The organism is Kitasatospora sp. NPDC002551, assembly GCF_040296005.1.
Classification (GTDB): domain Bacteria; phylum Actinomycetota; class Actinomycetes; order Streptomycetales; family Streptomycetaceae; genus Kitasatospora.
In genome coordinates, this window is the sequence record NZ_JBEOWI010000011.1 from 82,496 (window position 1) to 106,859 (window position 24,364).

General features: G+C 73.4%; 20 protein-coding genes. 3 read left to right on the forward strand and 17 right to left on the reverse strand.

Going from position 1 to position 24,364, the window contains the following annotated elements; all coding sequences use genetic code 11:
* Positions 1-5 precede the first annotated feature (5 nt).
* Entirely contained in the window at positions 6-956 is a 951-nt protein-coding gene (locus ABT093_RS13250) for a BtrH N-terminal domain-containing protein (RefSeq protein ID WP_350563768.1), read from the reverse strand.
* A 20-nt stretch (positions 957-976) separates the two neighbouring features.
* Complete coding sequence (locus tag ABT093_RS13255; protein WP_350563599.1) at positions 977-1,813, reverse strand: MerR family transcriptional regulator; 837 nt, start codon at positions 1,811-1,813, stop codon at positions 977-979.
* A 181-nt stretch (positions 1,814-1,994) separates the two neighbouring features.
* Here ABT093_RS13255 and ABT093_RS13260 point away from each other — a divergent pair, with 181 nt between their 5' ends.
* Both ABT093_RS13260 and ABT093_RS13265 read left to right on the forward strand, forming a co-directional pair.
* Complete coding sequence (locus ABT093_RS13260) at positions 1,995-2,921, forward strand: NADP-dependent oxidoreductase (protein WP_350563601.1); 927 nt, start codon at positions 1,995-1,997, stop codon at positions 2,919-2,921.
* A 52-nt stretch (positions 2,922-2,973) separates the two neighbouring features.
* Positions 2,974-3,903: an AraC family transcriptional regulator gene (locus ABT093_RS13265; RefSeq protein ID WP_350563603.1), complete on the forward strand. Its 930-nt coding sequence runs from the start codon at positions 2,974-2,976 to the stop codon at positions 3,901-3,903.
* A 53-nt stretch (positions 3,904-3,956) separates the two neighbouring features.
* On the opposite strand, the gene ABT093_RS13270 is transcribed toward ABT093_RS13265, so the two are convergent.
* The 6 genes from ABT093_RS13270 to ABT093_RS13295 form a co-directional block, all read right to left on the reverse strand.
* Complete coding sequence (locus ABT093_RS13270) at positions 3,957-4,871, reverse strand: LLM class flavin-dependent oxidoreductase (protein ID WP_350563605.1); 915 nt, start codon at positions 4,869-4,871, stop codon at positions 3,957-3,959.
* Positions 4,872-4,897: 26 nt separating this feature from the next.
* On the reverse strand, positions 4,898-5,989 hold the full coding sequence (locus ABT093_RS13275) for an NAD(P)/FAD-dependent oxidoreductase (protein ID WP_350563607.1): 1,092 nt from the start codon (positions 5,987-5,989) through the stop codon (positions 4,898-4,900).
* Between the two features lie 90 nt (positions 5,990-6,079).
* Positions 6,080-6,511 carry a MarR family winged helix-turn-helix transcriptional regulator gene (locus ABT093_RS13280; protein WP_350563770.1) on the reverse strand — a complete coding sequence of 144 codons (432 nt, stop codon included), beginning with the start codon at positions 6,509-6,511 and terminating at the stop codon, positions 6,080-6,082.
* Positions 6,512-6,828: 317 nt separating this feature from the next.
* Complete coding sequence (locus tag ABT093_RS13285; protein WP_350563609.1) at positions 6,829-7,683, reverse strand: SAM-dependent methyltransferase; 855 nt, start codon at positions 7,681-7,683, stop codon at positions 6,829-6,831.
* 162 nt (positions 7,684-7,845) lie between these two features.
* Positions 7,846-9,303 carry an aldehyde dehydrogenase family protein gene (locus tag ABT093_RS13290; RefSeq protein WP_350563611.1) on the reverse strand — a complete coding sequence of 486 codons (1,458 nt, stop codon included), beginning with the start codon at positions 9,301-9,303 and terminating at the stop codon, positions 7,846-7,848.
* An 88-nt stretch (positions 9,304-9,391) separates the two neighbouring features.
* Positions 9,392-10,258, reverse strand: a complete 867-nt coding sequence (locus tag ABT093_RS13295) for a Sco1979 family transcriptional regulator (protein WP_350563614.1) — start codon at positions 10,256-10,258, stop codon at positions 9,392-9,394.
* A gap of 314 nt (positions 10,259-10,572) precedes the next feature.
* On the opposite strand from ABT093_RS13295, the gene ABT093_RS13300 reads away from it, so the two are divergent.
* Positions 10,573-11,478 carry a hypothetical protein gene (locus ABT093_RS13300; protein ID WP_350563616.1) on the forward strand — a complete coding sequence of 302 codons (906 nt, stop codon included), beginning with the start codon at positions 10,573-10,575 and terminating at the stop codon, positions 11,476-11,478.
* A 152-nt stretch (positions 11,479-11,630) separates the two neighbouring features.
* On the opposite strand, the gene ABT093_RS13305 is transcribed toward ABT093_RS13300, so the two are convergent.
* The 9 genes from ABT093_RS13305 to trpB form a co-directional block, all read right to left on the reverse strand.
* Positions 11,631-13,091: a glutamate synthase subunit beta gene (locus tag ABT093_RS13305; protein WP_350563618.1), complete on the reverse strand. Its 1,461-nt coding sequence runs from the start codon at positions 13,089-13,091 to the stop codon at positions 11,631-11,633.
* Positions 13,084-17,685 (reverse strand): glutamate synthase large subunit, encoded by a 4,602-nt coding sequence (gene gltB, locus ABT093_RS13310; protein ID WP_350563773.1) that lies wholly within the window; start codon positions 17,683-17,685, stop codon positions 13,084-13,086. Before gltB ends, ABT093_RS13305 begins: the two co-directional genes overlap by 8 nt.
* A 473-nt stretch (positions 17,686-18,158) precedes the next feature.
* Positions 18,159-18,881 carry a VIT1/CCC1 transporter family protein gene (locus ABT093_RS13315; protein WP_350563775.1) on the reverse strand — a complete coding sequence of 241 codons (723 nt, stop codon included), beginning with the start codon at positions 18,879-18,881 and terminating at the stop codon, positions 18,159-18,161.
* Between the two features lie 173 nt (positions 18,882-19,054).
* Positions 19,055-20,095, reverse strand: a complete 1,041-nt coding sequence (lgt, locus tag ABT093_RS13320; RefSeq protein WP_350563620.1) for a prolipoprotein diacylglyceryl transferase — start codon at positions 20,093-20,095, stop codon at positions 19,055-19,057.
* A 152-nt stretch (positions 20,096-20,247) separates the two neighbouring features.
* Entirely contained in the window at positions 20,248-21,111 is an 864-nt protein-coding gene (locus ABT093_RS13325) for a DsbA family protein (RefSeq protein WP_350563622.1), read from the reverse strand.
* Positions 21,112-21,176: 65 nt separating this feature from the next.
* Positions 21,177-21,668: a MauE/DoxX family redox-associated membrane protein gene (locus ABT093_RS13330; RefSeq protein WP_350563624.1), complete on the reverse strand. Its 492-nt coding sequence runs from the start codon at positions 21,666-21,668 to the stop codon at positions 21,177-21,179.
* Between the two features lie 95 nt (positions 21,669-21,763).
* Positions 21,764-22,066 carry a hypothetical protein gene (locus ABT093_RS13335; protein ID WP_350563626.1) on the reverse strand — a complete coding sequence of 101 codons (303 nt, stop codon included), beginning with the start codon at positions 22,064-22,066 and terminating at the stop codon, positions 21,764-21,766.
* A gap of 210 nt (positions 22,067-22,276) precedes the next feature.
* Entirely contained in the window at positions 22,277-23,086 is an 810-nt protein-coding gene (gene trpA / locus ABT093_RS13340; protein ID WP_350563628.1) for a tryptophan synthase subunit alpha, read from the reverse strand.
* 2 nt (positions 23,087-23,088) lie between these two features.
* Entirely contained in the window at positions 23,089-24,348 is a 1,260-nt protein-coding gene (gene trpB / locus ABT093_RS13345; RefSeq protein WP_350563630.1) for a tryptophan synthase subunit beta, read from the reverse strand.
* Between the last annotated feature and the right edge of the window lie 16 nt (positions 24,349-24,364).

The window sequence follows — 24,364 nt, forward strand, 5'->3', positions numbered from 1 at the left end:
GCCCGCTACCGCGAACCGGCCAGCTGCTCCATCGCCGCGCGTTCCAGCCGGGCCAGGTCGTCCAGCAGCCGGCCGGCCCGGAGCAGGGGCTCCGCATCACCCGACTCCCCCGCGACGGCGACGAGTTCGGCCACCTCGGTCCAGCCGGCCGCGGCCTCGGCGTAGTGGTCGCGGGCGGTGCGGACCCGGGGGTCGTCGAGCAGGTCGGCGCACTCGCCGAGGAAGTCCCGGTAGAGGTTGCGGAACAGCGCGCCGCCGGTGCCGGCGAGTTCCATCATCCGGGCGGCCTGCGGGAGTTGGCGCTCGGGATGTTCGGCGCGGGTCAGCCAGCCCGGCACCAGGGCGGCGGCCTTCCCGATCCCCCGGTGGCCGAGGTTGGCGATCGGCGGGTGCAGGAAGGCCTTCGCGCACTCGGCCATGGCCGGCGCCACCAGCCCCCGCACGTCCGGGAGTTCGGCGCGCCGGGTGAGCGTGAAGGAGCGGTTGCGGGCGGTCATCGGGCCGCGTTCGGCGCGCGCCGCGGCGAGCGAGGCGAGGCTGGTGGTGACCGCCCCGCCCTGCTGCGCGGTGTCCACCAGGTGCGCCCGGAGGGCGTCGTAGCCGCAGATCGCGACCATGTGCCCGCCGAAGTGCACCCGGGAGGTGAAGTACTCCAGGTGGTAGCTGTCCAGTTGGAGCCCGACCGGGCGCCCGGCGTCCAGTTCGGCGGCCACGTTCCGCCAGGCCCGGCGGGCGGAGCCGGTCTCCCGGACGTCCAGCTCCAGCCCGAGCCGGGCGGCCAGGGTGCGGGTCAGCTCGAAGGGCTTGACCCGGCCGCCGAGGAACGGGAAGTCCAGGCCCTTGCCGTCCCAGTAGACGAACGAGAGTCCGGCACCGAGCCCGAACAGCATCGGCTCGGACAGCTCGACGCCCTCGTGGCGCAGCAGCACGCCGAGCGCCGTCGTCTCGCAGTGCATGCCGCCCAGTGGCTGCGTGTTCACGCCCCGACCTCCGCCGTCTCCTCGACCCGGACGACCAGCCGGGTCGTCCACTCCTCCGCCGGGGCCTCCCCCGGTCCGACCAGGTACGCCTCGCGCACCGGCGCCAGCGGCCGCAGCCCGCGCTCGTGCACGGCGGCCATCAAGGCGTTGTAGGCGAGCGGCAGTTGGGCGTACGGGCCGTGGTGGACCGTCTCCACCACCGGCCCGCCGGGCAGCACCTCCCACTCCAGGCCGGCCACCGCGGCCACCTCGCCGGCGCCGGCCGCCCCGGCCGTCTCCGCGCCGACCGCGATCCGCATGCCCTCCCCGAGGTCCAGCGGGAACAGCCCCCACAGCGGCGGCCGCCACGGCGTGCCGTCCAGCCCCGCCAGCAGCCGGCCGACGCACGCGCCGGTCCGCTCCGCCAGCTCGCCCGGCCCGGCCACCGCCCGCACCACGGCGAGCCGCCGCCGCGGCTCCCGGCCGAGGGTGATCTCGTACCCGGGCAGCCCGCCGCCGTCCGCGAGGCGTTCCAGCAGCTCCAGGCGGGCCCGGTCGCGGCTGATCCGCTCGGCCACCCGGTCGCGTTCGGCGCGCAGCAGCCGGGCCCGCTCCGGCTCGCCGGCCGCCAGGGTCGCGGCGATCACCGCGAGCGGTACGTCGAGTTCGCGCAGCAGGGCGACGGTGAGCGCGTCGCGGGCCTGGGCGGGGGCGTAGTAGCGGTAGCCGGTGGCGGGGTCGACCCGGGCCGGGGGCAGCAGTCCGCTGTCGTCGTAGTGGCGGAGCTGTTTGACGCTCAGCCGGCAGAGGCGGGCGAAGCGCCCGATGGTGAGGAAGTCGTCCTGGTCTCGCACGGGCCCATGGTGGACCCTCCCCCCGTGGGAGGGTCCACCCGGACCGCTCCCCCGCCGGGGCGACCGGCCGGCGAGACGCTGGGACATCTTCCCGAGACAGCGGGATATTCAGCCGCGCGCCGGGCCTGCCTACCGTTGATCACGTCACCGAGAATCCCCCGTTCCGAGAAGGAGCAGTTCCATGCGCGCAGTCGTCCAGCAGACCTTCGGCGGCCCCGAGGTCCTGGAGGTCGTCGAGGCCGAGCGGCCCGCCCCGCGCGGCGGCGAGGTCCTGGTCCGCGTCCACGCCAGCGGCGTCAACCCGGTGGACGCGGCGGTCCGTTCGGGTGTCTACCCGCTGCTCGGCGAGCCGCCGTTCGGGGTCGGCTGGGACATCTCCGGCGTGGTCGAGGAGGCCGGGCCGGGCGCCCGGTTCCGGGTCGGCGACGAGGTGTTCGGCATGCCGTTCTTCCCGCGCGCCGCCACCGGCTACGCCGAGTACGTCGCGGTGCCCTCCCGCCAGGTGGCCCGCAAGCCCGCCGCGCTGGACCACGTGCAGGCCGCCGCGCTGCCGCTGGCCGCGCTGACCGCCTGGCAGGGCCTGGTGGACGCGGCGCAACTGGCCGAGGGGCAGCGGGTGCTGATCCACCGGGCGGCGGGCGGCGTCGGCCACCTCGCCGTGCAGATCGCCAAGGCCCGCGGCGCGCACGTGGTCGCGCTGGCGAGCGGTCCGAAGCACGACTTCGTGCGCTCGCTGGGCGCCGACGAGGTGCTCGACCACCGCGAGGAGGGCTTCCTGGCGCGGGCCGGCCGGGTGGACGTGGTGTTCGACTCGTCCTCGCAGGGCACCGCCTCGCTGGAGGTGCTGCCCGAGGGCGGCGTGCTGGTCTCGATCATGGAGCACTGGAACACCGCGCTGGCCGCCGAGGTCGAGGGCGCCGGGCGCCGGTTCGCGGGCATCTCGGTGGAGCCGGACTACGCCTCGCTGGAGGCGATCGCCCGGCTGGTCGACGAGGGCCGGATCCGTCCGCACATCGCCGAGACCTTCCCGCTGGAGGAGGCCGGCAAGGCGCACGAGCTGATCGCCACCGGCCGCACCCAGGGCAAGATCGTCCTGACCGTCGCCTGAGCCGTAGGGTTCACGGGGACGGCAGGCGGCGGACGGCGGACGGGGAGCGCACGTGGACATCCTGACCGAGGCACTGGGTTCGATGCGCACGGGGCAGCCGGCCTCGGTGCGCACCGAGGGGCGGGCACCGTGGGGGCTGCGGCTGCCCCGGGTCGCCGGCGCCGGGTTCCACGTGGTGCTGTACGGGACGTGCTGGCTGGTGCCGCTGGAGGAGGGGGCCGCGCCGGTCGCGCTCAGCCCGGGCGACGTGGTGTTCCTGCGCGACGGCCGCGGCCACATCCTCGCCGACCACCCGCACACCCCGGCCGTCCCCGAGCAGCCCTCGCAGTTCCGGCCGGGCCTGCCGATCGGCACCGTCTCCGTCGGCGGGGACGGGCCGCGCACCAGCCTGCTGTGCGGCAACTACCACCTCGACCAGGCCCGCCCGCACCCGCTGGTGCGGCAGCTGCCGGAGATCGTCCACCTGCAGACCCGGCACGGCCGGCACCCGGAGCTGAGCGCGGCCGTCCAGCTGCTGGGCGCCGAGCTGGAGAACCCCCGGATCGGTTCGGCGGGCATCGTCCCGGCGCTGATCGACTCGCTGCTGCTATACATCCTGCGGGCGTGGTTCGAGGAGCAGCCGCCCGCCACCGCGGCGGGCTGGGCGGCGGCGCTCGGCGACTCGGCGGTGGCCCCGGCGCTGACCGCGATCCACGAGTCGCCGTCCACGGCGTGGACGGTGGAGTCGCTCGCCGCCCGGGCCGGACTCTCCCGGGCGGCGTTCGCCCGCCGCTTCACCGCCCTGGTCGGCGAGCCGCCGATGGCCTATCTGACCCGCTGGCGGATGACGACGGCGGCCCGGCTGCTGCGCGAGTCGCAGGCCCCGCTGACCGCCGTCGCGGCGAAGACCGGCTACGGCTCGGAGTACGCCTTCGCGAAGGCGTTCAAGCGGGAATTCGGCCTGGCGCCGGGCGGCTACCGCCGGGAGACCCGGGCCGCCTGAGGCCCCGCCCCCGGCGGCCGTGCTCCCCCGCCGCTCCCGGCCGATCCCCGCCGCTACCCCTTCGCGACCGCCTCGCGGACGGCCGGGGCGATCTCGTTCGCCCAGCGGCCGAGGGCGAGCGGGTCCGGCGAGCCGTGGTCGGCGGCGAACAGGGTGAAGCCGGACGCGCCGTGCTCCAGCACCGCGCCGGTCAGTTCGGCGACCCACTGGTCCACCGAGCCGCCGAGCCAGGTCCGCCGCTCGTCGCGGGTCGCGGCGAGCGGGCGGTCGGTGATCCGGCCCGGGAGGTTGTAGACGGTGCGGATCTCGCGCGGGTCGCGCCCGGCGGCGGCGGCCGCCTCGTCGACGACCGGCCGCGAGGTGCGGTAGCGCTCGCTGAGCCAGTCCGCCGCGTGGCCGGGGATCCAGCCGTCGGCGACCCGGCCGGTGACGGCCAGGGACCTGCGGCCGTTGGAGCCCGTCCACACCGGCGGCGCGGCCACCGGCGCGGGCTCGATGCCCCGGACCCGGTAGTGCCGGCCCTCGTGGGTGACCGGCTCGCCGCCGCCGGAGAGCCGCTTGACCAGGACGATCGCCTCCTCGAAGGCCTCCACCGCCTCGCCGGGGGTGAGCCGTTCGACGCCCAGGTCGGCGATCCGGTCCCAGAGTCCGCCGGCGCCCATGCCCAGCACCACCCGCCCGCCGGAGAGCGCGGACAGCGAGGTGACCGCCCGGGCCAGCAGCGGCGCGGGCCGGCTGGGCAGGTTGGTGACGTTGGCGAAGCCGCTGATCCGCTCGGTGCGCCCGAGCAGGAAGCCGAGCGCGGCGTAGGCGTCCACCCGCCCGCCGAGGTAGGGGTGGTCCGACAGCGAGAAGTGGTCCAGCCCGTCGCGGTCGGCCTGCCGGACGACGCTCAGCAGCCGTCCGGTGTCGGCGAGGTCGCCCGGCGCGCCGAATCCGAAGACGACGCCCTGGTGCTCGGTGCCCATCGTTGCCCCTCCTCCGTTCCGGATGCTCAGGCCGTGCCGAAGAGTTCGGCGAACCGGCCGGTGAACAGGTCGGTCCCCTTGTACTCCACGACGGCCTCCGTCGACGCCATCACCGGGCCGTCGGGGCCTGGCAGTTGGCCGACGCCACCGCGCGGACCGAGCGGCACCAGCATGAAGGGGGCGGCCGGGGGCGCGTAGCGCTCCCCGGCCGGCTCGCCGCGCAGCTGGGCGGCGATGTTCTTGGCGACCACCTCGGCGTGCTGGAGCGCGATGCCGGCCATCTTGGGCTCCTCGATGGCGGTGAGGTCGCCGACCGCGTAGACGTGCGGGTGGGCGTCCAGGGCGAGCGTGTCGGTGACCCGGACCTGCCCCCGGGCGGTGCGCTCGACGAGCCGGCCGTCGGCGAGGTAGTCGCTGTTGATCCGCACGCCGTGGGCGCGGAACCAGAGGTCGGCGGTGAGCTCCTCGCCGCTGTCCAGCGCGACGGTGAAAGTGGCGGCCCGGCCCGGCTCGACGGCGGGGTCGGCGGCCAGGCGGGCACCGAGCCGCAGGGTGACGCCCAGGGCGTCCAGCTGGCGGTGCAGTTCCTCGCGCAGCTCGGGCAGCAGGGCGGGCAGCAGCCGGTCGACCGGGTCCACCACGGTCACCTGCTTCCGCGGCCAGACGTCCTTGATCTCCCCGGCCAGTTCCAGCCCGACCGGCCCGGCGCCGGTGATCAGCACCCGGTCGGCGCCGGCGAGTTCCTTGTGGGTGGCGCGCAGGTGGTCCAGCGCCTCGGCCCGGGAGTCGGCGACCGGCTTGGCGGGGTAGGCGTAGCCGGAACCGGTGGCGAGGACCAGGTAGTCGGCGTCCACGCGCCGCCCGGAGGCGAGGGTGACGCCGCCCGGGTCGGCCGAGACCACCCGGTCGCGGACCACCGCGCCGCGGGCGAGCAGGGTCTCGTACGGGAAGAAGATGTTGTCCGCCCAGTCGGGCCGGGCCAGGGCCCGCAGCGATCCGGCGGCGTTGACGAAGGCGTCGCGCGGGTCGACGAGGACGACGTCGGCCTCGGCGTCCAGCGCCTTGGCGACCGCGGATCCTCCGTAGCCCCCACCGACCACGACAACGGTACGACTCATGTTCTCTTGCCCCCAAAGCAGAAAAGAGCTGCAGTTCGCGCTACGAACATATTAGTTCGCGCTGCGAACTGCAACCCCTGCCCGCGGGAATCAGCCCGGCTCGCCGAAGACCGGCGGCGTCTCGTTGTCCAGCACCACCCGCCCGAGCAGCCCGGCCAGCACCTCCCGCTCCGTCACCGAGAGCCCGGACGGCAGCCCGTCGATCCGCCGGCAGGTCTCGGTGTGGAAGCGCTCCGCCAGCACGGCCCCCTCCTCCGTCAGCACGACCCGCACCGCCCGCGCGTCCGCCTCGCAACTCTCCCGCCGCACCAGCCCGTTGCGCTCACTGCGGTCCACCAGCCCGGTCAGGCTCGACTTGGCCAGCCGCAGCACCCCGCCGAGCTCCCCCATCACGTACGGCCGCCCCATCAGCACGCACAGCAGCTGCCCCTGCTGCGGAGTCAGCCCCTGCTCCCGCGCCGCCTCGGCATACACCGCGTCCACCAGGAACGCCGCCCGCACGAGCGCCCCCACCACTCCGATCCCGTCACCCTCGCTCTTGTCCACCCACCCAGCCTAACAGGACAATTCGGACCACGAACTACCTGGAACACGGGCCCGCCGGCGAGAGGATGGCCTCATGACCGGCTCCCACGCTCCCGGACGGAACACCCGACTTCTGGCCTACGCGCAGAGCCCGACCCCGCCGTCGGGCTGGAAGATCGAGGTCTCCGGTGACGACCGGACGGCGGCACCTACCACCGGCACTGGACCGGGAAGTCCGGGGACGGCGTGCCCGTTCCGGCCCCGTTCTCCTTCGAGCTCGCGACCGCCGGCCTGCTCCGCCACCCCGCCGCCGGCTAGGACTTCTCGGCGACGGCGGCCCAGATGCCGATCTGGGAGTCGGTCGGCTGCTCGGGGGTGTCGGGGCGCCAGAGAGGGGCGGTGACCAGGCCGGGGGCCATGAGGTGGAGGCCGTCGAAGAAGCGCAGCACCTGCTCGCGGCTGCGCATGGTCAGCTGGGCGGAGGCGTTGCGGTAGACGGCGGGGCCGCGGCCGGCGTCGGCGGTCGGGGTGAAGTCGAGGGTGCCGTGCGACAGGACGAGGCGGCTGCCGGACGGCAGGGCGTCCACCAGGGTGCGCACGATGCCGTACGGATCGTCCTGCTCGTCGATGAAGTGCAGGACGGCGACGAGCAGCAGCGCCACCGGCTCGCCGGAGTCCAGCGCCCGCCGGACCTCGGGGGTGGCCAGGATCGCGGCCGGGTCGCGCAGGTCGGCCTGGACCACCGAGGTGCTCTCCGGGGTGGTGCCGCTCAGCAGGGCGCGGCCGTGCACCAGCACGATCGGGTCGTTGTCGAGGTAGACCACCCGCGCGTCCGGCCGCACCCGCTGGGCGACCTCGTGGGTGTTCCCGGCGCTGGGGATGCCGGTGCCGATGTCGACGAACCGCCGGATGCCCTCGCCCGCGAGGTGGCGCACCGCGCGGCCGAGGAAGGCCCGGTTGGCCAGCGCGCTGAGCCGCACCATCGGGCTGATCGCGAGCACCCGCTCCGCGGCCTCGCGGTCGGCCGGGAAGTTGTCCTTGCCGCCGATGTAGTAGTCGTACATCCGGGCGGGGTGCGGCATCTCGGGGCGCAGGTCGGCGGGCGGCCGTACCTCGTCGCCCCCGTCGCCGACGAGCCACTCCCGGCCGATGTCCTGAAACCCGGTCACCCCTGCCACCCCTTCGATCCGTTCCGGTCAAACACGGTCGAACACAGTCCCCCTACGATCCGACAGGCGCAGCATAGGGCAGCCCCCGCCGGCAACCGGAACCCGGCCGTCCCCTCCGGCACGAAGGGGAACGGCCGGGTGCCCGAGCGGTCCGCGGAGCGGTCAGAACGGGAAGCGGCTGCGCCCGTGCTGGATCGAGATCCACTTCACCGTGGTGAACGCGTCGACCGTGGACTCGCCGTTCAGCCGGCCCACGCCCGAGCTCTTCTCGCCGCCGAACGGCACCACCGGCTCGTCCGCGATGGTCCCGTCGTTGACGTGGATCATGCCGGTCTCGATCCGCCGGGCGACCCGCACGCCGCGCTCCACGTCGGCGGTGTGCACGGCGCCGCTGAGCCCGAACGGGGTGTCGTTGGCGATCCGCACCGCCTCGTCCTCGCCGTCGAACGGCACCAGGAGCACGACCGGCCCGAACAGCTCGCGCCGCAGGATCGGCGCGTCGGCCGGCAGGTCGCCGAGCACCACGGGCTCCATCAGGCTGCCGGTGGTGGTGCCGCGCAGCAGCGCCGTGGCGCCGGCGGCGATCGCCTGGTCGACCTGCGCGGTGAGGCCGTCGGCCTGGACGGGGTTGATCAGCGGGCCGATGTGGGTGGCCGGGTCCCGGGGGTCGCCGACCTTCAGGCCCGCGACCTTGGCGACGAACTTGCGGGTGAACTCCTCGGCCACCGCGCGGTCGACCAGGACCCGGTTGGCGGCCATGCAGACCTGGCCCTGGTGCACGAAGCGGCTGAAGACGGCCGCGTCCACCGCGTAGTCGACGTCGGCGTCGTCCAGCACGATCAGCGCGCTGTTGCCGCCCAGCTCCAGCACGGTCCGCTTGAAGTGCGAGGCGGCCACGGTGGCGACGTGCCGGCCGACCTTGTCGGAGCCGGTGAAGGAGATCACCTTGGGGATCGGGTGCTCGATGAACGCGTCGCCGATCTCGGCGATGTCGGTGACCACGACGTTCAGCAGACCGGCCGGCAGGCCCGCCTCCTCGAAGATCTTGGCGATCAGGGTGCCGCCGACCACCGGGGTCTCCTGGTGCGGCTTGAGCACCACGCCGTTGCCGAGCGCCAGCGCCGGGGCGACCGCCTTCATCGACAGGAACAGCGGGAAGTTGAACGGGCTGATCACGCCGACGACGCCCACCGGCAGCCGGTAGAGCCGGTTCTCCTTGCCGTCCACCGGGGAGGGCAGCAGCCGGCCCTCGGCGCGCAGCGACAGCTGCATCGCCTCGCGCAGCATGTCCTTGGTGAGCGAGAGCTCGAACCAGGCCTTGACGGCGGTGCCGCCGAGCTCGGCCATGATGTCGCGGGTGATCTCCTGCTCGCGGTCCTCCAGGATCCGCAGCGCGCGCTCGAAGACCAGCCGGCGGGTGTAGGGGTTGGTGGCCGCCCACTCCTGCTGCGCCTGCGCCGCCGCCCGGTAGGCCTGGTCGACCTCCTCGACGGTGGCGACGGTGATGGCGGCGAGCTTGTCACCGGTGAAGGGGTCGACATCGACGATGTCCCAGGAGCCGCTGCCCTCGCGCCACTCACCGTCGATGTACTGCAGCGCCAACTCGGAAAGGTACGACATCTGATCCCTCTCATGCCTACGGGAACGCACGAACACCGTTCGCGGTCGTTCGCGATCAGATCTGATCGGGCCTCATCGTACTTATCCGTCAGAGTTCTTGGCGTACGGAGCGAAGAAGTTCTCGTGTCCGCTCGGGGGAGAGGCTGTCCGCCACCAGACCGTCCATCGCGCCGGCGTATTCGGCGACCTCCGCCGGCTTGTCCAGGTACAGGGCGGTGGTGAACTGCTCCAGGTACACGATGTCCGGCAGCTCCTGCTCGTCGAAGGCCAGCACCGAGAAGGCCCCGCCCTCGGCGCGCAGCCCGCCGAAGCCCAGCGGCATCACCTGCAGCTCCACGTTCGGCAGCTCGGTCAGCTCCAGCAGCCGGTCGACCTGCGCCCGCATCAGCTCCGGCCCGCCCCAGGGCCGGCGCAGCACGGCCTCGTCCAGCACCGCGACCAGCCGCGGCGCCCGCGCGGCGGTCAGCACCTCCTGGCGCTTGAGCCGCACCTCCACCCGGCGCTCGATCTCGGCCGGCTCGGTGACGTGCCCGCCGTGGGTGATCACGGCCCGGGCGTAGTCGGCGGTCTGCAGCAGCCCGTGGACGAACTGCACCTCGTAGCTGCGGATCTCGGTGGCGGCCTCCTCCAGTCCCAGGTAGTTCTGGAACCAGCCCGGCAGGACGTCCCCGTACCCGTGCCACCAGGACGTCGCGTTGGCCGCCCGCACCAGCCCCAGCACCGAGGCCCGCTCCTGCTCGGCGTCGACCCCGTACAGCGTCAGCAGGTCGGCGACGTCGCGCTCCTTGAAGCCGACCCGGCCGAGCTCCATCCGGCTGATCTTCGACTCGGAGGCCCGGATCGAGTAGCCGGCCTCCTCCCGGCTGACACCCCTGGCCTCCCGGAGCCTTCGCAGCTGCGACCCCAGCAGCAGACGCCGCACCGTGGCACCGCCACCCGCCTGCGTCGCACCCATCGCCTCACCCTCCGCACCTCGCGCAGCCCCCCGGCCTCCGGCCGCAGTCTTCCATCAGGGACCGACAAACAACAGTCCTCGGAACACCCTCGGTGGAGCCGCCGGCTCCCGCCGTGACCGCCCGGACGACCACCGTCCGGATACGCGCGGTAGCCGACTCGTAGCTCCCCGAACGCACTCTAGTCCCCCGCCGTCGCCATGGACATCCCCAACCCCCCGCCGGGCGCCCCGAAGCCGCCCGGGGGCGATGCAACTCAGCCAGAATCCGGCGCAGTTGTCGCAACTCGCGCGGGCCCCCGGGCGTCCCCCACCGTGTGCTGAGACGACTTCCCGCCGCCGTGGTCCTGCTCGCCGCGCTCGCCGTCCTCACCGTCCCCGGTGACTCCTCCCCCGGGCCCGCCGCCCCGGTCCCCGCCCGTGCGGGGCGCGGCGGCCCCCCGGTCCCCGCCGGGGCCCTGGAGCGGGCCCGCCAGGTGGCACGGGCCTGGCCCGGCTCCGAGTCCGACCGGATCTGGCACACCGGCTACTACGCCCGGCTGAACGGACAGAGCTGGCTGCCGCGGGACTTCACCGGGAACGACGGCGCGTTCGCGGCCTTCCTCGGCGACCGGATCGACCTGGAGGCCGACTTCCCCCCGTTCTCCGGCCCGGGGACGGTCTCCTTCCCGGACGGGACCTCCCAGGCCCTGCCGCTGACCGACCCGCGCGCCGCCTACGAGCAACTCGTCCGCTACCGCGACAGCCCCTGCACCAGGGAGCCCTGCGACACCGTGCTCACCGTCACCGCCGTCCGGCCCGCGACCCGGCCCCAGAGCACCAGCCGCGGGACGGCGACGGTCCCGGTCTGGGAGTTCGTGTTCGCCGGGCTCGACGAGCCCTACGCGGTCGCGGCCGTGGAGTCGCAGGAGCCCCCCGGCCCCCGCACCGTCGAGGACAAGGACCTCCCCGAAGGCGTCACGGACCTCTGGTACGCCGGTCGCGGTACCGACGAACAGGAGCTGTGGGCCCTGCTGTACCCCGGGAACTGCGCCGGTCCGCTGCCGGGCGCGGTGTACGGGACCGCCGACGTCCTGGTGCTGATCGGCCGCACCGACGGCCGGCCGACCGACTGCGAACCGAACGGCGCCGGGCGGGAGGCCCGGTTCCGGCTCACCGGCCCCCCGGGGAACCGGGTGGTCCTCAACCTCGCCGGCCACCCCGTCCTCTTCCCCGCCGACTGACGGACCCGGCCGCCCCCGGGAAACGCGAAAGGCGCCTGCCCCCAAACTGGTCGGGGATGTGGGCAGGCGCCATGGACCGCGGTGGCCCGGCGACGCTGACGGGGTGCGGCTCGGTCGGCCCGGCGATGCGGCGCCGGGCCACCTGGACCGGATCAGACCACCAGGGGGCGGTCCGTCGGCCGGATCGGAGCGGGCAGCGGGGTCTTGCCGCCCAGGTACTTGTCGACCGCCGCGGCGGCCGAGCGGCCCTCCGCGATGGCCCAGACGATCAGGGACTGGCCCCGTCCGGCGTCACCGCAGACGTAGACGCCATCGACGTTGGTGGCGAAGCGGCCGTCGCGGGCCACATTACCGCGTGCGTCGAGGTCCGCGCCCAGCTGCTCCACCAGGCCGTTCTTCACGTCCGTCCCGGTGAAGCCCATCGCCAGGGTGACCAGCTGCGCCGGGATGGCCCGCTCGCTGCCCGGCACCTGCTCGAACTTCCCGTCCCTGAATTCCACTTCGACCAGGTGCAGCTGCTGGACGTTGCCGTCCTCGTCGCCGCTGAAGTGGGTGGTGGAGACGGAGTAGATCCGCTCGCCGCCCTCCTCGTGGGCCGAGGTGACCTTGTAGGTCATCGGCATGGTCGGCCACGGCTGGTGGGCCGGCCGGTCCTCGCCGGGCCGCGGCATGATCTCCAGCTGGGTGACGGAGGCCGCCCCCTGCCGGTGCGCGGTGCCGACGCAGTCCGCGCCGGTGTCGCCGCCGCCGATCACCACGACGTGCTTGCCCTTGGCGCTGATCGGCGACTCCACGAAGTCGCCCTCCTGCACCTTGTTGGCCAGCGGCAGGTACTCCATGGCCTGGTGGACGCCCTTGAGCTCGCGCCCGGGCACCGGCAGGTCGCGGGCGGTGGTGGCACCGGCCGCGACGACCACCGCGTCGAAGCGCTCGCGCAGCTGCTGCCCGGTGATGTCCTCGCCGACGTGCACGCCGGTGCGGAACCGGGTGCCCTCCGCCCGCATCTGCTCGATGCGGCGGTTGATGTGGCGCTTCTCCATCTTGAACTCGGGGATGCCGTACCGCAGCAGGCCGCCGATCCGGTCGGCCCGCTCGTACACCACCACGGTGTGCCCGGCCCGGGTGAGCTGCTGGGCGGCGGCCAGGCCGGCCGGCCCGGAGCCGATCACGGCGACCGTCTTGCCGGACAGCCGCTCCGGCACCTGCGGGATGACCCCGCCGCGGTCCCAGGCCTTGTCGATGATGGTGACCTCGACGTTCTTGATGGTCACCGCGTCCTGGTTGATGCCGAGCACACAGGCCGACTCGCAGGGCGCCGGGCACAGCCGCCCGGTGAACTCCGGGAAGTTGTTGGTCGCGTGCAGCCGCTCGATCGCGCCGTTCCAGTCGTCCCGGTAGGCGAGGTCGTTCCACTCCGGGATGAGGTTCCCGAGCGGGCAGCCGTTGTGGCAGAACGGGATGCCGCAGTCCATGCAGCGGCCGGCCTGCTTGGTGATGATCGGCAGCAGGCTGCGCTCGGCGTAGACCTCGTTCCAGTCGCGCAGGCGCACGTCCACCGGACGCCGCTCGGCCAGCTGCTTGGGCGTGGTCAGGAAGCCCTTGGGGTCAGCCATGTGCCGCCTCCATCATCTTGCGAGTGGTCTCGGCCTCGGAGAGGCCATCGCGCTCGGCGGCGTCCTTGGCGGCGAGCACGGCCTTGTAGTCGGTCGGCATGATCTTCGAGAAGCGGGAGACCCCGCTGCCCCAGTCCGCCAGGAGCTCGGCCGCGACGGTGGAGCCGGTCTCCTCGTAGTGCTGCTGCACGGTCTCGCGCAGCCAGTCGCGGTCCTCGGCGCCGGGGGCCTCGATGCCCACCATGCCGCTGTTGACGTTCGCCGGGCGCAGGTCCAGCACGTAGGCGATGCCGCCGGACATGCCGGCCGCCAGGTTGCGCCCGGTCTCGCCGAGGACGACGACCCGCCCGCCGGTCATGTACTCCAGACCGTGGTCGCCCACGCCCTCGACGACCAGGGTGGCGCCCGAGTTGCGGACCGCGAACCGCTCGCCGGCCTTGCCGCGCAGGTGGATCCGGCCGCCGGTGGCACCGTAGCCGATGGTGTTGCCGGCGATGACGTGGTTCTGCGCGTCGGCGCCGATCGCCGCCGCGTCGCGGGCCGGGCGGACGACGATGACGCCGCCGGACAGGCCCTTGCCGACGTAGTCGTTGGCGTCGCCCTCCAGGCGCAGCGTGATGCCGCGCGGCACGAAGGCGCCGAAGGACTGGCCGGCCGAGCCGGTGAAGGTGACGTCGATGGTCCCCTCCGGCAGGCCCTCGCCGCGGTACCGCTTGGTCACGTGGTGGCCGAGCATGGTGCCGACGGTCCGGTTGACGTTGCGGATCGGCAGCTGGATGCGGACGGCGTCGCCGTTCTCCAGGGCGTCCTGGGCCAGGTCGATCAGCTGGTTGTCCAGGGCCTTGTCCAGCGCGTGGTCCTGCGTGGTGGTGCGGTGCAGGGCCGCGCCCTCGGGCAGCTCGGGCACGTGGAACAGCGGGGCCAGGTCGAGCCCGGCGGCCTTCCAGTGGTCGACGGCGGCCTCGGCGTCGATGTGCTCGGCGTGGCCGACGGCCTCCTCGATCGAGCGGAAGCCCAGCGAGGCCAGGATCTCGCGGACCTCCTCGGCGATGAACTCGAAGAAGTTGACCACGAACTCCGGCTTGCCGGAGAAGCGCTCGCGCAGCACCGGGTTCTGGGTGGCGACGCCGACCGGGCAGGTGTCCAGGTGGCAGACCCGCATCATGATGCAGCCGGAGACCACCAGCGGGGCGGTGGCGAAGCCGAACTCCTCGGCGCCCAGCAGGGCGGCGATCACGACGTCGCGGCCGGTCTTCAGCTGGCCGTCGGTCTGCACCACGATCCGGTCGCGCAGGCCGTTGAGCAGCAGGGTCTGCTGGGTCTCGGCGAGCCCGAGCTCCCAGGGGCCGCCCGCGTGCTTGAGCGAGGTGAGCGGCGAGGCGCCGGTGCCGCCGTCGTGGCCGGAGACCAGCACCACGTCCGCGTGCGCCTTGGAGACGCCGGCCGCGACCGTGCCGACGCCGACCTCGGAGACCAGCTTCACGTGGATGCGGGCCTCGGGGTTGGCGTTCTTGAGGTCGTGGATCAGCTGCGCCAGGTCCTCGATCGAGTAGATGTCGTGGTGCGGCGGCGGCGAGATCAGGCCGACACCCGGGGTGGAGTGCCGGGTCTTGGCGACCCACGGGTACACCTTGTGGCCGGGCAGCTGGCCGCCCTCGCCGGGCTTGGCGCCCTGGGCCATCTTGATCTGGATGTCGTCGGCGTTGACCAGGTACTCGGAGGTGACGCCGAACCGGCCGGAGGCGACCTGCTTGATCGCCGAGCGGCGCTCCGGGTCGTAGAGGCGGTCCGGGTCCTCGCCGCCCTCGCCGGTGTTGGACTTGCCGCCGAGGCGGTTCATCGCGACGGCCAGGGTCTCGTGCGCCTCGCGGGAGATCGAGCCGTAGGACATGGCGCCGGTGGAGAAGCGCCTGACGATCTCGGAGACCGGCTCGACCTCCTCGACCGGCACCGGGGTGCGGCCGAGCGCGTCGAGCTTGAACAGGCCGCGCAGCGTCATCAGCCGCTCGGACTGCTCGTTCACCCGGTCCGTGTACTGCTTGAAGATGTCGTACCGGCGGTTGCGGGTGGAGTGCTGCAGCCGGAAGACGGTGTCCGGGTCGAACAGGTGCGGCTCGCCCTCGCGGCGCCACTGGTACTCGCCGCCGATCTCCAGCGCGCGGTGCGCGGCCGGGATGCCGGAGGCCGGGTACGCCTTGGCGTGCCGGGCCGCCGTCTCGCGGGCGATCTCGTCCAGGCCGATGCCGCCGAGCTTGGTGGTGGTGCCGGCGAAGTAGGCCTCCACCAGCTCGTGGGAGAGGCCGATCGCCTCGAAGACCTGCGCGCCGCGGTAGGAGGCGACGGTGGAGATGCCCATCTTGGACATCACCTTGAGCACGCCCTTGCCGAGCGCCTTGATCAGGTTCTTGATCGCCTTCTCGGGCTCGATCCCGGTCAGGAAGGTGCCCTGCCCGACCAGGTCCTCGACCGACTCCATGGCCAGGTACGGGTTGACCGCGCCGGCGCCGTAGCCGATCAGCAGCGCGACGTGGTGCACCTCGCGGACGTCGCCCGCCTCGACCAGGAGCGACACCCGGGTGCGCTGCTTGGTGCGGATGAGGTGGTGGTGGACCGCCGAGGTGAGCAGCAGCGAGGGGATCGGGGCGTGCTCGGCGTCCGAGTGCCGGTCGGAGAGCACGATGATCCGGGCGCCGTCGGCGATCGCCGCGTCGGCCTCGGCGGCGATCGCGGCGAGCCGGGCGGCCAGTGCCTCACCGCCGCCGGCGACCCGGTACAGGCCGGACAGCGTGACGGCCTTGAGGCCGGGCTGGTCGCCGTCCGCGTTGATGTGCACCAGCTTGGCCAGCTCGTCGTTGTCGATCACCGGGAAGGTGATGCCGACGGAGCGGCAGGCCGCGGCCTCGGCGGCCAGCAGGTTGCCCTCGGGGCCGAGGTTGGACAGCAGCGAGGTGACCAGCTCCTCGCGGATGGCGTCCAGCGGCGGGTTGGTGACCTGCGCGAAGAGCTGCACGAAGTAGTCGAACAGCAGGCGCGGCTTCTCGCTCAGCGCGGCGATCGGCGAGTCGGTGCCCATCGAGCCGAGCGCCTCGGCGCCGGTCCTGGCCATCGGCGCCAGGATGACCCGCAGCTCCTCCTCGGTGTAGCCGAAGGTCTGCTGGCGGCGGGTGACCGAGGCGTGGGTGTGCGCGATGTGCTCGCGCTCGGGGAGCTTGGCGAGCTGGATCTGCCCGGCCTCGACCCACTCCTCGTAGGGGTGCTCGGCGGCCAGCGCCGACTTGATCTCCTCGTCCTCGACGATGCGGTGCTCGGAGGTGTCGACCAGGAACATCCGGCCGGGCCGCAGCCGGCCCTTCTTGACCACCCGGGTCTGCTCGATGTCGAGCACGCCGACCTCGGAGGAGAGGACGACCAGGCCGTCCTCGGTGACCCAGTAGCGGGCGGGGCGCAGGCCGTTGCGGTCCAGCACGGCGCCGATCTGGTTGCCGTCGGTGAAGGTGACGCAGGCCGGGCCGTCCCAGGGCTCCATCAGGTTGGAGTGGTACCGGTAGAACGCGCGGCGGGCCGGGTCCATGGTCGCGTGGTTCTCCCACGCCTCCGGGATCATCATCAGCACGGCGTGCGGCAGCGAGCGGCCGCCGAGGTGGAGCAGCTCCAGGACCTCGTCGAAGGAGGCCGAGTCGGAGTGGTCCGGGGTGCAGACCGGGAAGATCCGGCTCAGACCCTGCCCGTTCCTGTTGGCGGGGATGAGGTCGGTGGCGAGCTGGGACTCCCGGGCGGTCATCCAGTTCCGGTTGCCCTTGACCGTGTTGATCTCGCCGTTGTGCGCGACGAACCGGTACGGGTGGGCGAGCGGCCAGCTCGGGAAGGTGTTGGTGGAGAACCGCGAGTGCACCAGGCCGAGCGCGGAGGCGTAGAGCCGGTCCGACAGGTCGGGGAAGAAGGGCTCCAGCTGGCCGGTGGTCAGCATGCCCTTGTAGACGATGGTGCGCGCGGACAGCGAGGGGAAGTAGACCCCGGCCTCGCGCTCGGAGCGCTTGCGGACCACGAAGGCGATCCGGTCCAGCTCGATGCCGGCCTTGCCCTCGCCGGCCAGGAAGAGCTGGCGGAAGCGCGGCATGACGCCGCGGGCGGTGGCGCCCAGCAGGTCGGGGGTGACCGGGACGTCGCGCCAGCCGAGGACGGTCAGGCCCTCCTCGTCCGCGATCGCCTCGATCCGGGCGACGGCGGCGGCGTCCTCGTCGTCGGCGTCCGGCAGGAAGGCGATGCCGACGGCGTAGTCGCCGGCCGCCGGGAGGTCGAAGCCGGCCTTGGCGCGCAGGAAGGCGTCCGGGATCTGGGTGAGGATGCCCGCGCCGTCACCGGAGTCCGGCTCGGCGCCGGTGGCGCCGCGGTGCTCCAGGTTGCGCAGGACGGTCAGCGCCTGCTCGACGACGGTGTGGTCGGCGATGCCGGTCAGCGTGGCGACGAATCCGACGCCACAGGCGTCGTGCTCGTTTCGCGGGTCGTACAGGCCCTGAGCAGCAGGTCGCGCATCCGGAACGAGCGCGTACGGCGGGCGGGCGGCGCCGGCCTGGGGCTCGTTGGCGGAGTGCATGGATGCAGACAGCATCGGCTCTCCCGTCGTCGTCTTTCGAAACTGGTGCAGTAGGGACGACGTTGGCCCTGATGCGATTGAGGCACGCACGTTACATGATGCCGGGGATCCCGGGAAGCGGAAAATTGCGTCCACATCGCGGACGGATCCGCAGGTCACGCGGGTGGTGAGGGGACGCGCCACAGCGCACGTCCCGACGATTGTGCCCGGCGGCGCGCGGGCCGAAACAGGGGCGAAATCCCGCGATCACAGAAGTCGATCAAAGCCGCCTGTGATTCCATCTCGGAAATCGATCCGCGGATGCGATTCCTCGGCCATTGAGCCCACATCGCGAGACAAGGCCAGGCGCGGCCGGGCCGGCATGTGTGCAAGCTCACCCGCTCGGCCGCATATCCATGCAACTGCACAGTGCCCGATCGGCCCGCCCGCCGGGCCCGGCCACCGACCCGCCCGCCGTCCCGTCAGCCGACCCGTCAGCCGACCTGCCCGCCGATCAGCGCGCCCAGCAGGTAGGTCACCCCGGCCGCCACCCCGCCCAGCGCCAGCTGCCGCAGACCGCTGAACCACCAGCTGCGCGCCGTCACCCGGGCCACCACCGCGCCGCAGGCGAACAGTCCGGCCGCCGAGAGCAGCAGCGCCGGCAGCAGCGAGGTCGCGCCCAGCAGGTACGGCAGCAGCGGCAGCAGCGCGCCCACCGCGAAGCAGACGAACGAGGATCCGGCCGCCACCCACGGTGAGGGCAGGTCGTTGGGGTCGACGCCCAGCTCCTCCCGGGCGTGGATCTCCAGGGTCTGCTCGGGGTCGGCGGACAGCTGCCGGGCCACCTCGTGGGCCAGTGCGGGGTCCACCCCCCGCTCGACGTACAGCTGGGCCAGCTCGGCCAGCTCGCCGTGCGGGTTGCGGCGCAGCTCCAGCCGCTCCGCCTCGATCTCGGCCTGCACCAGCTCCCGCTGGGAGGCCACCGAGGTGTACTCGCCCGCCGCCATGGAACAGGCGCCGGCCGCCAGGCCGGCCAGGCCGGTGAGCACCACGGTGCTGGTGGAGACCGCGCCGCCGACGACACCGGTCATCAGCGCGAAGTTGGAGACCAGGCCGTCCATCGCCCCGAACACCGCCGGCCGCAGCCAGCCGCCGTTGACGTCCCGGTGGTGCCCGGCCGCGGGTATCCGGGGCTGGTGCCCGCTCTCGTGTTCCAGGGCGGTCGCAGTCACGGCCGATCCCCCTCCATCCCGTTGGTCCGATCGTCTTACTGATCGACCGTAGCCCCCTTGAGCTGGGCATTTCCAGCAAAGTAAGGCTGTCCGAACATGGCGGCGGCCGCCCTCCGCACGGGGTGCGGGGGGCGGCCGGGGACCGGGGTCGGCGCAGGTCAGGCCGGGTGCCTGGCGCCCTTCTCCAGCTTGTCGAGCTTCTCGGCGAGGCCGTCCGCGGGCTTGCCGCCGGACTTCCCCTCCGGCCCCGCCGTCGGCAGGTCGCCGGGCTCGTCGGCCGCCTTGCCGCCCGCCTTGTCGGCCGTCTTGTCGGCCGGCCCGTCGCCCGTCCTGTCGGCCGGCGCCCCGGCGGCCCGCTCGGCCTCCGCGTTCGCCGCCGGATCGATGGTCGCCGGGTCCTCCCGGCCGGGCCGCGTCCTGCCGACGATCACGAGGTACGCCACGGCGGCGAGGAAGACGAAGATCGCCACCCAGTCGTTCAGCCGCAGGCCCAGGATGTGGTGCGCCTCGTCCACCCGCAGCCACTCGGTCCAGAACCGGCCGGCGGTGTACCCGGCCACGTACAGCGCGAAGGCCCGGCCGTGGCCCAGGGTGAACCGCTTGTCCGCCCAGATCACCAGCGCCGCGACGCCCACGCACCAGAGCGACTCGTAGAGGAAGGTCGGGTGGTGGATCGTGGTGACCACCTCACCGCCGGGCAGCGTCCTGGTGATCTCCAGGCCCCACGGCAGGGTGGTCTCCCGCCCGTACAGCTCCTGGTTGAACCAGTTGCCCCAGCGGCCGATCGCCTGGGCGAGCACGATGCCGGGGGCGATCGCGTCCGCGTAGGCGGGCAGCGGGACACCGCGCCGGCGGGCGCCGATCCAGGCGCCGACCGCGCCCAGCGCGATCGCGCCCCAGATGCCGAGGCCGCCCTCCCAGATCTTGAAGGCGTTCCAGGGGTTCTTCCCCTCGCCGAAGTACAGCTGGTGGTCGGTGATCACGTGGTACAGCCGGCCGCCGACCAGGCCGAACGGCACGGCCCAGACGGCGATGTCACCGACGGTGTGTCGGCCACCGCCCCGGGCGACCCAGCGCTTGCTGCCGAGCCAGACGGCCACGACGACACCGAGGATGATGCAGAAGGCGTAGGCGCGCAGCGGGATCGGTCCGAGGTTCAGGACCCCCCGCGACGGGCTGGGAATGTAGGCGATATCCATGGCAGCTCCGACGCTACAGGGTCGGCGGCCCGTCCAGGACACCCCGGCGGGTCACAGTCGGGCACAGATCGGCGCGCGGGCCGGGGCACGACACGGCGCCGCTCCCTCCGGACGGGGAGGGGCGGCGGCCACCCCGCAGCGTACGCGCCCGCTCAGCCGGCGCTGGGCGAGGGGTTGTTGCTCTCCGAGGCGGTGCTGGTGGGCGCCGGCGACTGCCCGTGGCTGCCCGGAGTGCCCAGCGGCTTGCCCTGGTTGGCGGCGTCCACCCACTTCACCAGGTTGGCCGGGGTGATCTCCTCGTTGTTGTACTTCGGGTAGATCGGCTGCCCGTTGAGCAGCACCGTCGGCGTGGACTTGAAGCCGGACTTGTCGAAGTCCTGCTGCACCGCCGACACCCAGTCGGCGAACTTCAGGTCGTTGACGCAGTCCTCGAAGGCCGGGGTGACCAGCCCGTCGACCTGCCTGGCGAGGTTGATCAGCACCGCCTTGTTCCCGAAGGCGTCGTTGGTCTCGTCCGGCTGGTTGCGGTAGAGCACGTCGTGGTAGTCGCGGAAGCGCCCGGCGTCCTGGGCGCAGCCCAGCGCGTTGGCGGCGTACTTGGAGCCCTTGCCCGGCACCGCCCGGTCGATGAACGAGACGATGTGGTAGTTGGTGGAGATCTTGCCCGCGTCCTCCAGCTGGCTGATGGTGGGCGAGAACTCCCGCTCGAAGATGCCGCAGGCGGGGCAGCGCGGGTCCTCGTAGACGGTGAGGACGGACGGCGCGTTGTCCGAACCCACCGGGACGATCAGGTTCTTGTCCCCGATCGTGCCGGCCGGGGCGGCGGAGGGGGTCTCCGGCGTGGACCGCTGGTCCTGCACCACCACGCCGGTGACCACGGCGGCGGCGATCACCGCGAGCGCCACGCCGCCGACGATCAGCTTCTTGTTCCGCCGGCCGCGGGCCTCCTCGTCAGCCCGTTCCGCCAGCATCCGCTCACGGGCGGTGCGCTTGCCTTCTCGGTTCTTCTCGCTCATCAGCCTTGGAATTCCAGGTTCGGGGGTGGGGGTGCGGTGGGTCGGGACGAGGCGGCGGGGTGCGCTCAGCTCGCCAGCAGGCCGTCCACCGAGAACTTCGTGCGGGGCCGCCAGAGCAGCCAGCCGGCCAGCAGCAGGAACCCGGTGTCGCGCAGGATCTCCTGCAGGTACTCGGTCTGCGAGGCGTCGACCGCCCCGCCGCCGCCGAAGCACCCGCAGTCGATCGAGATGCCGCGCGCCCAGGCGGAGGCGATCCCGCCGACGAAGGCGAGCAGCAGCACCGCCGAGACGCCCGCGACCAGGCGCACGCCCAGGCCGGTCACCAGCAGCAGGGCGAGCGCCAGTTCCAGGAAGGGCAGGCCGTGGCCCACCGGTTTGACCAGGGACTCGGGCAGGATCTCGTAGGCGCGCACCGCCTGGGCGGCCTCCGCCGGGTCGGCGATCTTCGCCAGCCCGGCCCAGGCCCAGACCACGGCCAGAGCCAGCCGGGCGGCCGTGCCGATCCACTCGGTCGCCGGCCCGGCCGTCCGGACAACCCCCTCGGGAAACACCGTCACGCCCCTATGAACCGCTCCCGGGAGCGCCGGGTTTCTCCGGTTTCCGGAGTCACTCCGAAAGAGTGAAAGTTAATCCGACCCGAGGCGTTTTCACCCTAACGAGTGGCCGGATCGCAGCCGGGCGGCCATCCCAGGTCGTGACGGTCGAGGTCACGGCGGTCGGCGTCGCCCCCAGCGGGCCCCGCGAGCTCCGCCCGGCCCGCCGCGCCCGAGCGGGTGGCCCGCGCCACCGCCTCCATCCGGACCGCCTCCGCGCACACGTACGCGTCCCGCTCCGCCCGCTCCACCCCCCGCTTGGCCAGCGCCGGGACGACCGCGCCCTGCGCCCCGAGCGCCGCGCCGAGCGCCAGCGCGGCCGCGGCCGCCCGCAGCAGGACGGCTCGCTGAAGACCGGGCATCGGCCGACCCCTTCCGCTCGCTGGGCCCTCGGGCACGTGCTGGGTGCACTCGTCCCTCCAGTCAACGCCGGTCAACCACCGCTGGTACGCCTGCCCCGCACTGTTCACCCGTTCGGGTCGACGGGCTGACCGGACGGACCCGGTGACGACGACGGCCCGCCACCCCGGGAGGGGGTGGCGGGCCGTCGGACCTCCCGCGCCGCGGCGGGGCTACCGCCCGCGGACGCCCTGCGCCAGCTCGCCGGCCAGCGAGCGCACCGCCGCCAGCGCGGCCTGCTCGTCCCCGTCGGCGTCCAGGATCCGCTGCACGAAGGCCGAGCCGACGATCACACCGTCCGCGAAGGCGGCCACCTGGGCGGCCTGCTCACGGGTCGACACCCCGAGGCCGACGCAGACCGGCAGCTCGGTGGTGGCCCTGGTCCGGGCGACCAGGTCCTCGGCCAGCTCGCCGACCTGCGCCCGGCTGCCGGTCACGCCCATCACCGCGGCCGCGTACACGAAGCCGCTGCCGGCCGCCGTGACCTCGGCCAGCCGCTTGTCCTTGCTGCTCGGCGCGACCACGAACACGGTGTCCAGACCGTGCTCCCCGGCCGCCTTGCGCCACTCCTCGGACTCCTCCACCGGCAGGTCCGGCAGGATGCAGCCCGCCCCGCCGGCCGCGGCCAGGTCGGCGGCGAACCGCGCGACGCCGTAGCGGTCCACCGGGTTCCAGTAGGTCATCACCAGCACCGCCGCGGCGGGGTGGGCGGCGGCGGCCTCCTGGACGGTGCGCAGCACGTCCTTGATCCGCACGCCGGCCCGCAGCGCGATGTCGTCCGCGGTCTGGATGGTCGGACCGTCCAGCACCGGGTCGGAGTGCGGCAGGCCGATCTCGACGATGTCGCAGCCGCCCTCGATCAGCGCGTCGACCGCCCGCACGCCGCCGTCCACCGACGGGAAGCCGGCCGGCAGGTAGCCGATCAGCGCGGCGCGGCCCTCCGCCTTGGCGGCGGCCAGGATGCCACTGAGCTTCGAAGCCATGGTCACTTACCCCCGTGGGCGGAGCCGGCGCCCGGCTCGTCGTAGAGGCCGAAGTACTCGGCGGCGGTGTGCATGTCCTTGTCGCCGCGCCCGGAGAGCGAGACCAGGATGGTGGCCTCGGGCCCGAGCTCGCGGCCCAGCTCCAGGGCGCCGGCCAGCGCGTGGGCGCTCTCGATGGCCGGGATGATGCCCTCGGTGCGGGACAGCAGCCGCAGCGCCTGCATGGCGGCGTCGTCGGTGACCGGGCGGTACTCGGCCCGGCCGGTGTCCTTCAGCCAGGCGTGCTCCGGGCCGACGCCCGGGTAGTCCAGGCCGGCCGAGATGGAGTGCGACTCGATGGTCTGGCCGTCCTCGTCCTGCAGGACGTAGGTGCGCGAGCCGTGCAGCACGCCCGGGTCGCCCTTGGTGAGGGTGGCCGCGTGCCGCGGGGTCTCGGCGCCCTCGCCGGCCGCCTCGCAGCCGATCAGGCGCACCCCGGCGTCCGGGATGAACTCGTGGAAGATGCCCATCGCGTTGGAGCCGCCGCCGACGCAGGCGACGACGGCGTCGGGCAGCCGCCCGGTGCGCTCCAGCACCTGCTCGCGCGCCTCGACGCCGATGACCCGGTGGAAGTCGCGGACCATCATCGGGAAGGGGTGCGGGCCGGCCACGGTGCCGAACAGGTAGTGGGTGGAGTCGACGTTGGCGACCCAGTCGCGGAACGCCTCGTTGATGGCGTCCTTGAGCGTGCGGCTGCCGGACTTCACGGCCACCACCTCGGCGCCGAGCATCCGCATCCGGGCGACGTTCAGCGCCTGGCGCCGGGTGTCGACCTCGCCCATGTAGATGGTGCAGTCGAAGCCGAACAGGGCGCAGGCGGTGGCGGTGGCCACGCCGTGCTGCCCGGCGCCGGTCTCGGCGATGATCCGGGTCTTGCCCATCCGCCTGGTGAGCAGCGCCTGGCCGAGCACGTTGTTGATCTTGTGCGAGCCGGTGTGGTTGAGGTCCTCGCGCTTGAGCAGGATGCGGGCGCCGCCCGCCTCGGCGGAGAACCGCCGCACGTCGGTCAGCGGGCTGGGCCGGCCGGTGTAGTCCTTGAGCAGCGCGTCGAGCTCGGCGGCGAAGGCCGGGTCGGCCTTGGCCTTCTCGTACTCCTCGGCGACCTGCTCCACGGCGGCGACCAGCGCCTCCGGGATGAAGCGGCCGCCGTACGCGCCGAAGTAGCCGCGCGCGTCCGGCACCTCGGCGCCGGGCAGGTAGTCCTTGTCGGACCGTTCGGACATGGTGAAGTCCCTCGGG